8 protein-coding genes and 1 pseudogene are annotated in these 13,786 nt (G+C 36.2%); 5 read left to right on the top strand and 4 right to left on the bottom strand.

The window, feature by feature from the left end; translation table 11 throughout:
* Positions 1-100: 100 nt before the first annotated feature.
* Genes OEW74_RS02185 through OEW74_RS02170 form a run of 4 tightly spaced genes read right to left on the bottom strand, consistent with a single transcriptional unit; the run spans position 101 to position 5,701 of the window.
* Positions 101-1,663, bottom strand: coding sequence for a peroxidase, FMP-type (locus tag OEW74_RS02185; RefSeq protein WP_265426932.1), 1,563 nt, complete (start codon positions 1,661-1,663; stop codon positions 101-103).
* Between the two features lie 31 nt (positions 1,664-1,694).
* Positions 1,695-3,191, bottom strand: a complete 1,497-nt coding sequence (locus tag OEW74_RS02180) for a ferritin-like domain-containing protein (protein ID WP_265426931.1) — start codon at positions 3,189-3,191, stop codon at positions 1,695-1,697.
* Between the two features lie 6 nt (positions 3,192-3,197).
* A complete protein-coding gene (locus tag OEW74_RS02175) occupies positions 3,198-5,261 on the bottom strand; it encodes a GMC oxidoreductase (protein ID WP_265426930.1) in 2,064 nt (687 codons plus the stop codon).
* On the bottom strand, positions 5,258-5,701 hold the full coding sequence (locus OEW74_RS02170; protein ID WP_265426929.1) for a sugar dehydrogenase complex small subunit: 444 nt from the start codon (positions 5,699-5,701) through the stop codon (positions 5,258-5,260). Before OEW74_RS02170 ends, OEW74_RS02175 begins: the two co-directional genes overlap by 4 nt.
* A 415-nt stretch (positions 5,702-6,116) precedes the next feature.
* On the opposite strand from OEW74_RS02170, the gene OEW74_RS02165 reads away from it, so the two are divergent.
* From OEW74_RS02165 to OEW74_RS02145, 5 genes and pseudogenes are all read left to right on the top strand, one after another.
* Positions 6,117-6,479: a hypothetical protein gene (locus tag OEW74_RS02165; protein WP_265426928.1), complete on the top strand. Its 363-nt coding sequence runs from the start codon at positions 6,117-6,119 to the stop codon at positions 6,477-6,479.
* 82 nt (positions 6,480-6,561) lie between these two features.
* Positions 6,562-9,714 (top strand): annotated as a pseudogene (locus OEW74_RS02160) (efflux RND transporter permease subunit); the annotation flags it as partial.
* 240 nt (positions 9,715-9,954) lie between these two features.
* Entirely contained in the window at positions 9,955-11,163 is a 1,209-nt protein-coding gene (locus OEW74_RS02155) for a TolC family protein (protein WP_265426927.1), read from the top strand.
* A gap of 7 nt (positions 11,164-11,170) precedes the next feature.
* On the top strand, positions 11,171-12,322 hold the full coding sequence (locus tag OEW74_RS02150) for an efflux RND transporter periplasmic adaptor subunit (RefSeq protein WP_265426926.1): 1,152 nt from the start codon (positions 11,171-11,173) through the stop codon (positions 12,320-12,322).
* A 256-nt stretch (positions 12,323-12,578) separates the two neighbouring features.
* Positions 12,579-13,766, top strand: coding sequence for a GAF domain-containing sensor histidine kinase (locus tag OEW74_RS02145; RefSeq protein WP_265426925.1), 1,188 nt, complete (start codon positions 12,579-12,581; stop codon positions 13,764-13,766).
* Positions 13,767-13,786 lie beyond the last annotated feature (20 nt).

Below are 13,786 nucleotides of genomic sequence, written 5' to 3'. Positions count from 1 at the left end.
TGAAATGTTTATTTTTTCTAATTATTAATTTATCCTTAAATGAGGAATGAAAAGTGACTGATACTCAGAAAAAAAATATTTTTTTCCAAATTTTCTTATGTTAACTTTTGTGATAAGGGCAACCTGAAGGAGCATTTGCAACACGTTCGGTAACTGAAGCAGGTGTTGTCATACTCATTGCAGAAGGAGCGTTGAAGAACTGCTCTTCAATTACTTTTCTTTGATCTGCAGGAATATCCTCAATTTTTCGAAGCGTATTTACCTGAATATGAGGCCAGCTTGTTGTACCGCCGTCATTTCCAAAATCGAATTCGAAAAATATAATTTGCTCGTACTGCAGCTGAAGAATTTCTTTTCCGTCTTCAATCACGGTTTCAATCCACAAGTTAAATTCTATTTCTACAGTGGGTACAAAACGATTAACAAAAGGAACGTTTAAAATACCGCCTTGTGCACCGGTTGCCATTTTGGATGACATTTGGATAAGGACGTAATTGGCAACAGTTTGCCCGCTCAACGTATCTCTTAATCGCATATCCGGTCTTACACAGTAAGGGTACAATTCATCGGCCAATATTCTCTGCGTATAAATTTTGTTTGAACCCTTATCATTTTCATCGTTTAATGTTTCGTGAACCCAAGCCGGAGCTGGTTCGTCAAGGTTAATCGCACCTCCTGCACCACCCATTGTAGGTGAAATTGCAAGGTGAGGAGGATCCCAAGTTGCAATACCGGTAGGAAATTTTGGAGCACCTTTTCTAAGATAGAATGTTTTGTTATCAACACTTTCCGGGGTAATATCTCCCAAAACGGTAATCGTGCTTCCATGCGGAATAACGCCACTTCTTGAGATAGAATAATCAGGGATAAAATAAGGTCCTGAAATTCCATCCATTGGTTTAATTTCCTGTGCAGGAATAATTTCGTAATATTTTTGACCTTCTTTCAACTGGCTCAAAAGAATGTATGAAGAATTACCGTTTTCGTCTTTTACTTCGACCAATGGCTCATTTCTGTATTCGCCTTTGTATCCGTATTTTTCAAAATCTTCAGTAGAAAATGCGTGAATTCCACGATCTTTTTCTATGGTTTCTTTCGTTGCAGCATAATTGTAGACATCACTTAGCCAAAGATACATTCCGTTTTCTTCATGAATTCCGGCGTATTGCAACTCTGAATTTCCTTCTACTTTATTTACACTTTTAATGGTTTGGTCATATTTTACAGCACCGCAAAATAATTCGGTTGCACCACCACGGTTACGAACACCTCCGGGAACGATTTCGAAAGTTAATTTTTCAATATATTCTTCAGTATCAAAGCTGAATTTTCCGGGAATTGTACTCGGATTCGTACCCGGAGAAGGCATAATGGTCGTATGTATTCCGCTTCCCAGAGAAGGTCTGCCTATGTTTGTATTGTAATTGGCATTATAACTTACCCAAGTTCCATTCAGTGCTTCCAAAACACCATAATCTACATTATTTGCAATTTCCTGAAGATTTTCTTCACTAAAAGGTCTCACCGGATCATCGATCAAAAGCTTAGAGTAATCCTTCATAAGGTTTGCTAAATAATCTTTCGTGCCCTGATCCTGATTTGGAGCAGCAGTTCTTAGAAACTGGTTTTCCTGTCCGAAACTTTCTTTATTTCTTTTTAACATGGTATTAGTTTTTGATGGTTTAGTTTTAAATTTAATTTGCAGGATATTCAAAAGTAGGCCCTGCATTTTGAGTCGAATTTAAAGGCTGACTCATCAATCCGATGGCCTGTTCTTTCAACGCATACATATACATAATTGATTTTTCCAATTCTTTCGCATTACCTTCTACTGCAGCCTGAATGGCATCCAAAAGGTTTTTATACGTTTGGTTAAATGCTTTTCCCTGTGCGTACAATTGCGGATTCGATTGGTAATCGCTCATTTTCGGGTTGGGCTTCATCGGATAAGCTGCATTCCAGTCAACCGGTAATTCTTTTCCTACAGGTGGAGTGGTTACAGGCATCATTCCGTTTTCATCGGTGAAAGGTCTGTAATCTCCTCCAAGATAAAAATGCTCATGAAAAACTTCTTTAAATCTGAAATAATGCGCCAATTCTGCACCTTCCTCAAACTGCGAAGGATCTACATCAAAAATAGAATCGTCTGCACCTTCACCTTGTCCTTTAATTTCTTGAAAAACAGCAATTACTCCATCCAAAGCTTCTACAGGATGTAGTTTTCCTCCGCTTCCGTAATACTGTTCCGGACGAATTTGTTTTGTAGGATCTCCAGTGAAAATTCCACCTGTGTTTAATTCCTCAAAATTTTGCGGAAGCTTTCCGTTCGTTTTGTAATAAGCAATGATTTGGAAAACAACGATGTAAAAGAATAAAACGTCATAATATTCACCAATGGTATGAACATTCTGCATCATAAAATCTTTCATGTTTTCCAGCGTCCACAGATTATTTTCCTGAACCGCACTTTTAGAATATAAAGCCGAATTTTCTGCTTCAGGAGTATATTTCGGAGCTTTTACCAAAGGATTACTTGGACTTTCAATCGCAATAAAAGTAGCAATACTGTTTGTAGAAAAAGTTTCCAGACCAACAAAAAAATCAACATTCATCGGCAATTTCATCGGATAATTAGGGTAGTTCTGAGGTCTGTTTACCGATGGCTGAATACTTACCGCATTCATTACATTACAAACCATAATCATGTGAAGCATTTCTTCCACAGCAACACTTCTGATAATTTGTGATGCTAAAATATTGGTGCCGTCTTTAATGGAATATAAAGCCGTAAGATAAGGTGGAATCGTAGAATGCTCGATTAAAATTGCTGTTTGCAAAAGATCCTGTAAAATAGGGCGATAGTCTAATTCTGTTAATCCTTTTTTTACTTCAGAAAGTTGTCCTTTCGAAAGCTCTGCAGAAGGTTGTAAATTTGAAATTTTACCGGAAAATTGTGAACTTAAATAGTCATTAAATTCTTTGATCTGATTATTTAATAGCAGATTTGTAAGCGTTTTGCTGTGGTATTTTAAACCTTCAATCCAGTCTTGTTTATTTATTGTTGAATCAAATAATAAGGACTGAAGCGAAATTGCCTCTGCTTCGATTGTATTTTGGGCTAAAGAACTTCTTGAAGATATGTTAATATTACTTTCCTGAGGTTCTGTTTTATTGATAAGTCTTTGTCTCATTTCTTTCTATTTTAAAATTGTTTCCAGATCCTTCAATATAGATTCTACCGAACGTATTGTGAATGCTGATAAGGTTAATGTAGGATTTGAAGTTCCTAAAGTGGTCATGTTTCCTGCACCGACGATGTATAAATTCGGGTGATCCCAAGATTTACAATAGCTGTTGGTTACAGAATCATCCGGCGTGTCGCCCATTCTGTGAGTTCCCACGATATGACCGGCTCCGTTGTAAGAATATCTCACATTGTTGTACACGAAAGTATTGTTATCTGTTGCGTTATACTTTGTGAAATCTTCAATATTCAATCTTGCAAACATTTGATCAGAAGCCAATTTTGCCTGTTCCATTGCTCTCATTTCATATTCATTCAGTTCATAATTGATAACAGGACGCGGAATTCCCAATGCATCAAGATATTGATCATTAATGGTAACTCTGTTGTTAGGATTTGGAAGCTGTTCTATTTCAAAATGGAATAAAACCTGTCTCGAAAGTCTGTAGGTTAACGCTTCTTTTAATTCTTCGCCGAAAAGTCCCTGTCCCAAAAATTCTGAAAGATCAGATCCCGGTGAAAAAGCAGGCCAACTCCATCCCCAATTATCCAGTGGAGAAATCCACGCAGAAAATTCGCTTCTGAAATCTCCGTCGCGGAAAGATGAAATGTTGGTGGTAGAACCGGGACCTCTGTAAGAGTAAACCGGATCCGGGAACAATCCCCAAGTAAGCATCACCATGTGATCCATGAGGTTTCTTCCTACCTGATCGCTTCTGTTGGCAACTGTTTTTTCAACTTTTTGTCCGTTTTCGATAACGGTGTATTTTGAATTTAAAAGAATTTTAGGATTTTCAAAAGCATTGGCTGCAAGAATGACAACAGAATTTGTAGTGTCGATTTCTTCTTCAATAAAATCTGTTTTTTCTCTGGAAGTGTACCTTCTTATATGAACTTTTGAAATTTTTTCCTGATTAGCCTGATCCACACTTAATCTGTAAACTACACTCTGCGCCTGAATCTGAATATGAGGATTTCTCTGCAGGTTTTCGTTTTTATTGACTTTATAAAGTGCTTTTTTCAGGGTTTTCAAAGCGTTGTATTTTGCCTGAACCGGACAGATCGGAACACAAGAAGCATTTCCTTCGCAACGTTCTCCCATGTAAGGATTCCAGACTGCGCCCAATGCTTTGTAATCTTCGTGTTCGATATTATTTAATGATAATTTATATCCTGAATCTGAAGAATTTGCTTTGATTAATTTTGCTTTTCCATAAGCAATATTCGGAGTAGAATTTCTTCCCTGCGGAGAAGGAACCATCATCAACGGAATATTCTTAAAATTCAACTGAACCGAAGTTCCTGCTAATCCGCTAATAATCTGCTGATCCATATAACTTTGCGGAATTTCATCCATCGGAAAAACATAATCTTTACCATAATATTCTTCCATACTTTCCTTGATTGGATATTCCTGAGCAGAAACATTTCCTGAAACTCCTATTTCAAACTCAGCCATTTCATAATAAGGCTTCAGCGTTTCATAATCAATCGGCCAGTCCATTGCTCTGCCGTATTTTTCTTTTAATCTAAAGTCATTCGGAAGCATTCTCGGTGTAGTTCCCAACCAGTGAAGGGTAGTACCGCCTCCAACTCTTATCGCATCACTCGCAAAAGGCATCGGACCAAACTGAACCAAATATCCTTTTTTATCAGGAAACGGCGGAATGATGGGTTCCATATCTAAAACATTGGGTGAAGGTGCCTGTTTCAGATTCGGATAAGGCGAGTTCGGAACTTTAGCTTCTTCCATGTAAAATTTACGGATGTAATCGTTGTAAGTCGTCATAGAAGTTGCGGAATCCAGTTCTATTCCGGCTTCTAAACCGGCTTCGTACATGAGAATAGATAATTCTTTATATGTTTTTGAATCGTTCATTTCAGAACGATGGATCATTTTTCCTTTTTCTGTATCAAAAACATGATCGGTTAAAAGTTTTGCAATCAGAGATCCGGCAATTCCGGTTCCCACAATGATTACATCTTTTTTCTGCTGTAATTTTTCTTTTTGATTCATGAGTTGCTGTTTACAGGTTTTATGCCCCAAGATTTAAAGCCAGGTTGTTTTGCTCCGGGTGGATGAGCTTGCATTACATTCCAGACCAATCCTTCTTTGTAAGATAAATCGTTGACGTAAGCGCCTTCCCAGGTTCCAAGGTACCAAAGCGTGATAATGCTGTTGGCAATATCCTGAGTCGCAGGATTGGCAAGAATGTCAGAAGAAATAGCGTTATTCAGTTGGTTTTGTGTAGTAGAATTTTCAAGAATATCTTTAGAAATATTCAGAAATTCTGTAAAAGTTACAGCTTCTATCTGATGAAGAATATGCGTGTAATAAGTCTCGGCTAAGCCTGTAGCCTGCAGTTCGTTCACGGAAAACCCGGTGAGAGATTCTGAGATAGCCATGAACACGTCGTAATAATAATCGTCGACGTTGAAGATTTTTTGGATAATCATTTCGTTGGAATTTGGTGTTACTATAACTTGTCTTCTTATCATTTTAGGAAGACATTAATACAATTGAAAAATAAAAATTGTGATATTTTAGTCCTGATCAGACCGCATAGAAATTTTGCAAAGTTTTTTTAAGTTAGACATGGTTAATAGTTTTAGTTGCCCAAATTTATTGAGTTTTTGTTTTTTGAAATTCAGTATTTTTACTGTAATGATGCATGCGTGTGGTATTTGTAATTATTATAAAAAAGCTTTTTTGAAGAATGATTTTTGTTATTCTTTTTTATTTAATTTAGAATTGTTCTATTTTGTGGAATCGCTTAGAATTAAAATCATCTCCTCAAACCTCTAACTACTATTAAAAATTTATTAACACACCCATAAGTTTTAAAATGATAAAAGACTTATCTTTGCAGCCATGATAAAATGGGTATCCATCTTTTGTTCTGTAATGTATGTACTGGCTACAACTTCATTGGCTGAAGTTTTAAAAATGCCCGTATTTATAGAACATGCGATGGAATATCAAGGGAGTTTTGCAGAATTTCTTTTGGAACATTATGATAATCATGAGGAAGATGAAGACTGGGCTACAGATCAACAGCTTCCGTTTATCAATCCGCCATCTGTTTTGATGGTTCATGCGCAGATTCCCGAAACTATATTTCATATTGAGAAATTACCGGAGATGGTGACCTCATCAAAAATCCTCATTTATCACGATAAGGGCTTTTCGGATCTTTATCTTTCACGAATTTTCCAGCCACCGCGCTTTTGTTAATTGATTTTTAATCTAAATATCAATGCTTTAAGATTTTCCTTAAAGCAGTCGATTTCTTGTTAATTCAATTAATAATTTTTTCATGTTAAATAAAATTATTGAGTTTTCTGTAAAGAATAAACTCATTATCGCTCTTTTTACCATTGGGCTCATCCTTTTTGGGATCTATGAAACCACAAAACTTCCTATCGATGCACAACCGGATATTACCAATAATCAGGTTCAGGTTATCACTGTTGCATCTTCTTATGGCGCTGCAGATATCGAACGGTTGATAACTTTTCCTATCGAACAGGCAACAAGCAATATCAGCGGAATAACCGAAATCCGTAGTTTTTCACGTTTTGGATTGTCATTGGTGACTGTTGTTTTTGATGATGATACCGATGTGTATTGGGCTCGTCAACAGGTTCAGGAACGCTTGCAATTGGTTCAGGAAAATATTCCTGAAGGAATCGGAAAACCGGAATTAGGTCCTATTTCTTCTGGGTTAGGAGAAATTTTCCAATATGTTGTAAGAGCCAAAAAAGGGTACGAACACGTTTATGACGAAACAGAACTCAGAACCATTCAGGATTGGGTAATCCGCAGACAGTTATTAGGAACAAAAGGCGTTGCTGATGTCAGTAGTTTCGGAGGTAAATTAAAGCAATACGAAATTGCGATTAATCCTAATCAGCTTCAGGCTTTTGATATCAATATCAATGATGTTTTTGATGCGCTGGAAAAAAACAACCAAAACACAGGCGGAGCTTATATAGAAAAGAAAGAAACAGTTCTTTTCATCAGAAGTGAAGGTCTTTTAGGAAGCTCGGAAGACATAGGAAATATTCAGGTTTCCGTTACAAAAGAAGGGATTCCGGTTCATATCAAGGATGTCGCAAAAGTGAAAATTGGTTTCGCAACAAGATATGGTGCAATGACTTTCAACGATACAGGCGAAGTTTCAGGAGCAATTGTTTTGATGCTAAAAGGTGAAAATGCCAATGAAGTCATTGGAAATATTAAACAAAGATTAGATAAAATCCAGGAATCTTTACCGGAAGGTGTTGTGATTGAGCCATTTTTAGATAGAGCGAAAATGGTGAATAATACAATCAGTACCGTAAAAACTAATTTGATGGAAGGCGCATTAATTGTCGTTTTCATCTTGGTTTTATTCCTCGGAAATTTCAGAGCCGGTTTATTGGTCGCTTCTGTAATTCCTTTAGCGATGCTTTTTGCCATTATTATGATGAATATTTTCGGAGTCGGAGGAAACTTAATGAGCCTCGGAGCTTTAGATTTCGGATTGATTGTCGACGGTGCCGTCATTATTGTGGAAGCTGTCTTACATCAATTAGCCCACAAAAAACATTTCGGAAAAGACAATATGCTTTCAAAAGCTGAAATGGACAGCCAGGTTTCAAGTTCAGCAACGAAAATGGTGAACAGTGCGGTTTTCGGGCAGATCATTATTTTAATTGTGTATTTACCAATTTTTACGCTTCAGGGAATTGAAGGTAAAATGTTTAAACCAATGGCTCAAACGGTTGCTTTCGCATTGATTGGAGCATTTTTACTGTCTTTAACTTACATTCCGATGATGAGTTCTTTAGTTTTGAGTCGAAAGAAAAAAACAAAAGACAATATTTCTGATAAAGTGATGACTAAAATCGAAACAGGTCATCAGAAGCTGTTGATGAAAGCTTTAAAATTCAGAAAAACAATTCTACTCACAGTTGTAATTCTGTTTGCAGGAGCCGTTTTCGTACTTTCAAGAATGGGAGGGGAGTTTATTCCATCTTTAGAGGAAGGCGACTTTGCTGTTGAAATGCGCATTCTTCAGGGAAGCAATATCGAAGAAACCAAAAAGGTAACAACGCAGGCTGCACAAATTCTTCTAAAACAATTTCCGGAAGTTCAAAAAGTCGTCACCAAAATCGGAAGTGCCGAAATACCAACAGAGCCAATGCCAATGGATGCAGGAGACATGATTATTGTTTTGAAACCTAAAAAAGAATGGACTTCAGCATCATCATTTCCTGAGCTTTCAGAAAAAATGAGTACCGCTTTAAAAGTTATTCCGGGATTAACGACAGGTTTTCAGTTTCCGGTTCAGATGCGTTTTAATGAATTAATGACGGGCGCAAGACAGGATGTTGTTTGTAAAATTTATGGTGAAGATTTAGACAGTTTGGCGGTTTACGCTAAAAAATTAGGCGGAATTATTACCACAGTAAAAGGCGCTCAGGATTTGTATTTAGAACCCGTTGTTGGCGCTCCACAAGTTGTGATTGGTTACGATCGTGCTCAGCTTTCTCGTCACAATATTTCGGTTGCAGAAGTCAATAGAGTTATCAATATGGCTTTTGCAGGGCAAACTGCGGGTGCTTTGTATGAAGGCGAAAGAAAATTTGATGTCGTTGTAAGAATGGATCAGGAACATAAAAAAGATATTGTAAGCATTCAGAATCTTTTGGTTCCCACTCCGAATGGAGGACAGGTTCCGTTGCATCAATTGGCAAAGGTTGAGTTAAAGGAAAGTCCGAATCAGATTCAGCGGGAAGATACAAAACGAAGAATTGTTGTGGGCTTCAATGTTCGTGGCAGAGACGTTCAGAGTATTGTAGAAGAGCTTCAGCAGAAGGTTAACAAAGATTTGAAATTATCTGCAGGCTACACGATTTCTTATGGCGGAGCTTTTGAAAATTTAAATGAAGCTAAAGCAAGATTAGGAATTGCCGTTCCTATTTCTTTGGTGATGATTTTCCTTTTATTATTCTTCGCTTTCGGTTCTGTAAAACATAGTTTATTGATTTACACAGCAATTCCTTTATCGGCAATTGGCGGAATTTATTTCTTAGCATTACGTGGGATGCCTTTCAGCATCAGTGCAGGAATCGGTTTTATCGCCCTTTTTGGTGTTGCGGTTTTGAACGGAATTGTACTCATTTCAGAATTTAACCGACTTAAAAAAGACGGAATAAGAAATACGAGCAGAATTGTATTAATGGGAACCAGAATCCGTCTTCGTCCGGTTTTAATGACTGCTTTTGTGGCATCATTAGGATTTTTACCAATGGCGATCAGCAACGGAGCCGGAGCGGAAGTTCAAAGACCTTTGGCAACAGTTGTTATCGGAGGCTTAATGCTCGCAACGCTTTTAACTTTATTCGTTTTGCCGATTCTTTATGTCTTATTTGAAAGAGTCAGTAAAAAGAAAAAGTTTAATAAGATTAAAAAAAAAACAGTTAAAAATATCTGGATAAAGTAACTTAGAATTCATCCTTGTTTTTCTTCAATAAACGAAGTGGCATTGTTTATCTTAAAAAAGAATCCTATAAATAATCTTTGTTTAACCTTGCGATAATTTAAACGCAAAGAGATGCAAAGATTTATTTAAAATAAAATTTAATAATTAAGATATACAAAGGCGTTTCACTTAAAATCGAAAGACCATTTTTTAAATAAAAAAGTCTTTAAAATAAATAAAATGAAATTTTCAAACAATCATAAAAAACTCACCGCATTATTATTTCTGATTTCTTTCGGAGCAATAAATGCGCAGGAAAATATTACCTACGAACAGGCTTTAGAAAAAGCTTTTCAGCAAAACGGAACTTTAAAAAATTCAAAATTAATTTCCGAATATCAGGAAAAACTAAAAGCAAGTTATCTGGATATTCCGCAAACTGAATTCGGTGCGCAAATCGGGCAGCTTCAAGGTGTAGAAACAGATAATACTTTTTCCATTTCTCAACGTTTTAGTTTTCCTACGGTTTATACCAAAAGAAAAAAAATGCTTGATGCAGAATGGAATGCAAGTGTGATTAATCAAAACCTGACAAAAGCACAATTAAAAAAAGAAGTTTCTGATGTTTTTTACCGAATTCTTACGCTTCAGGAAAAGAAAAAAGTGATAGAATATATCAGCAAATTGTACAGCAGTTTCGCAGATAAAGCGAGTTTAAGACTCAAAAAAGGAGAAGCTAATATTTTGGAGGAATCGACTGCCGAAATTCAGAACGAACAGGCAAAAACACAGTTGAATATGCTTGAAAATGATCTGAATATCGCCAAACTTCAGCTTCAGTTATTGCTTCAGTCTGATGAGTCTTATCAACCGGTTTCAGATCAACCAATGATGAATGTTAATCTTCAGGTTTCCGAAGAAATGATTCAGCAACATCCTGAATTGCAGTATTTAAATCAGCAAATAAAAGTGAATGAAGCTGAAGCTCAGCTTGAAAAATCTAAGCTTTTACCCGAATTGATGGTTGGATACATGAATCAAAGCATGAAAAATCTGAATAACAATCGTTTTAATGCAGTTCAGGTCGGCGTTGGAATTCCTTTGTTTACGAAAGGTCAGCGAGCATTGGCAAAAGCGACAAAAGCAAAAGTTGCCATTTCTGAAAACGAATATCAACGAAAAGAAATTGAACTGAAAAACAGATTTGTTCAGCAAGTAAATAATTACACGAATCAACTGAAAGTTGTTGAAAGCTACGAGCAAAAGCAGTTGCCAAAATCTGAAACGATTTTAAAAACCGTTCAAAAGCAAATGGAAGTGGGTGAAATTGATTATTTAGATTGGGTAATTCTAACCAATCAGGCGGTAAAAACAAAGGTGGAATACATCGAAAATCTGGAAAGACTCAACCAAATCGGATCGGAACTTAATTTCTTATTATCAAAATAACAGCAAAATGTCTTTTAAAAATATATCTATCTACAGTTTAAGTTTAGCCCTCATTTTATCTTCTTGTTCAGGAAAAAAAGAAGAGGAAAAAACAGTATATGAAAACACAAAATTCAAAGAAAAAGACCAGAATACGGTACAGTTAACAGACCAGCAAATAAAATCTGTGGGTTTAACGACCACAGTTCTTGAAAATAAAACAATGGAAAAACTGGTTCGTCTGAATGGTACCGTTGATATTGCTCCGTCTCATATCAGTTCGGTTTCAAGTATTATGGGCGGTCATATCAAATCGATTAATGTGATTAACGGAAGCCGTTTCAGCAAAGGTCAGGTTTTGGCAGTTGTTGAAGACTCTCAATTTATTCAGCTGCAACAGGATTATCTGGTGACAAAAGCACAAATGGAGTCAGCGAGACTGAATCTAAACCGTCAAAAGGATTTGAATACCAGCAAAGCGAGTAGTGATAAAACCCTGCAAACTGCACAGGCAGATTATTCTACATTGAATGCGACTTTAAAAGGTTTAGAAGAAAAACTAAGAATCATCGGGATCAATGCAAAAGGATTGAATTCGTCAAATATCAGAAGCCGAATAAATGTTTATGCGCCTTTTAGCGGTTTTGTAAGCAAAATTTTAGTGAATAACGGACAGTATATTAATCCTTCAGACACTTTATTTGAACTGATTAATCCAACAGGTTTATTGCTTGAATTAAAAGTTTTTGAAAATGATATCAATGATGTGAAAATCGGACAGGAAATTTTGGTGTACAACAATCAAAACCCGGAGAAAAAATCGAAAGCAAAAATTATCAGCCTTGTTCCGAGTATTGAAAACGGAGGTTCTTCAGATGCGATTGCCAAACTTTCAGCTTCAAATCCTGATTTTATTAAAGGAATGTACATTAATGGAGAAGTTTCGGTCAACAGCAGATACACACTTGGTTTACCAAGCGAATCTGTGGTTTCTTTTGAAAATAAAAACTACATTTTTGAAGATTTAGGAAACAAAAAATACAAAATGATTCCTGTAAACACAGGGATTTATGATGATAAATTCACCGAAATTTTAAAAGCAGATCATTTAAAGGATAAGAAAATAGTTCAGAAAGGAGCTTACAGTCTTTTGATGTTGCTTAAAAATAAAGCTGAGTAATGTGATTTTAAAATTCACAAATGATGTAAATAAAAGGGCACTGATTTTCTTAATTGGTGCTTTTTTATTGGTATGATTTCAACAAGATTATTCTCAAAATATTTTAGCAAAATAAAGAAGACAAGTAATAGGAATTATTGTTTACGTTTTTCCAAGATCTAAAATCGTTGTAAATGTCGTGGATTTATTCTTACCTTTATCAATTGGGAAAGCTTTAAGAAAATGCCTTCTAAACTAATTAAGACCGAAGAATTATATGGAATCTCGTACAATTGAAAGCGATTTTGAAAAAGATATTGAACAGGTTAACCAGATTCCGGCTGTTGCAAATATATTGGAAGTGATCTGCAGTACAACGGGAATGGGCTATGCAGTGGTTGCAAGAGTGACAGAAAACCGTTGGATTGCCTGTGCCGTCAATGATAAAATCAACTTCGGATTAGGAATAGGTGGCGAACTTAAGGTAGAAACTACGCTGTGTCATCAGGTAAGAGAATTTCAGGAAACAGTTGCGATAGATTATGTAGACAAAGATCCTCTTTATTCTGATCATCATACTCCCAAAATGTATGGTCTTCAAAGTTACATTTCAATTCCTTTGATTCTGAAAAATGGAGATTTCTTCGGTACTCTTTGCGCAATAGATCCAAGACCTGCCTTGGTGAACAACGAAAAAACAATCAATATGTTTAAGCTTTTCGCTGAATTGATTGCGTTTAACCTAGATTCTATTCAGACGCTGAGTGAGACCAAAAACAAATTGCTGGAGGAACAAAAAGATGCGGAAATCAGAGAACAGTTTATTGCAATGTTGGGTCACGATTTGCGTAATCCTGTCAATGCGATTTCTATTTCTGCTCAGGTTTTGTTGAGAAGTTCTATGGACGAACGAAATATGAAGCTCGTAAAGATTATTCAGGATTCTACAATCCGTACAAAAGGTCTTATTGACAATATGCTTGATTTTGCAAGCGGACGTCTTGGAGGAGGAATTAAACTAAATTATGAAAATAATGACAGTTTGGAAGATGTTCTTAATCAGGTGATCAATGAACTGAGAGTAGTCTATCCTGATAGATTGATTCTTACGGATCTTGATTTAAATAAGGAAATTAAAGGAGATCATAAACGTATTGCCCAGCTTTTTTCAAATTTATTGGGCAACGCAATCACTCACGGAGAACAAGGAACTCCTATCATTGTAAGTGCAAAAACAGAATCTGATCATTTTGAACTGTGCGTAATCAATAAAGGAAATAAAATATCCAGCGAAGCAAAAAAACATCTCTTTATGCCATTTTCCCGAGGAAAAGTACATCAAGGACAGGAAGGATTAGGTTTGGGATTGTATATTGCCAGTGAAATTGCTAAAGCGCACAACGGAAAACTGTCTGTAGATTCCACCGATGAGCAGACTTGTTTCACATTTCATATTCCCAATTAAACCGATTGATTTTTTTTAAT

Origin of the sequence: Chryseobacterium sp. YIM B08800, from assembly GCF_026163565.1 — a bacterium.
Taxonomy (GTDB): Bacteria; Bacteroidota; Bacteroidia; order Flavobacteriales; family Weeksellaceae; genus Chryseobacterium.
Note: the sequence above shows the minus strand (reverse complement) of the source record. Positions and strands in the feature narration are given on the sequence as shown.

Coding starts and splice junctions, on each gene's coding strand:
- OEW74_RS02185 (WP_265426932.1), bottom strand. CDS start 1,663: ATGTTAAAAAGAAATAAAGAAAGTTTCGGACAGGAAAACCAGTTTCTA.
- OEW74_RS02165 (WP_265426928.1), top strand. CDS start 6,117: ATGATAAAATGGGTATCCATCTTTTGTTCTGTAATGTATGTACTGGCT.
- OEW74_RS02150 (WP_265426926.1), top strand. CDS start 11,171: ATGTCTTTTAAAAATATATCTATCTACAGTTTAAGTTTAGCCCTCATT.
- OEW74_RS02170 (WP_265426929.1), bottom strand. CDS start 5,701: ATGATTATCCAAAAAATCTTCAACGTCGACGATTATTATTACGACGTG.
- OEW74_RS02180 (WP_265426931.1), bottom strand. CDS start 3,191: ATGAGACAAAGACTTATCAATAAAACAGAACCTCAGGAAAGTAATATT.
- OEW74_RS02155 (WP_265426927.1), top strand. CDS start 9,955: ATGAAATTTTCAAACAATCATAAAAAACTCACCGCATTATTATTTCTG.
- OEW74_RS02175 (WP_265426930.1), bottom strand. CDS start 5,261: ATGAATCAAAAAGAAAAATTACAGCAGAAAAAAGATGTAATCATTGTG.
- OEW74_RS02145 (WP_265426925.1), top strand. CDS start 12,579: ATGGAATCTCGTACAATTGAAAGCGATTTTGAAAAAGATATTGAACAG.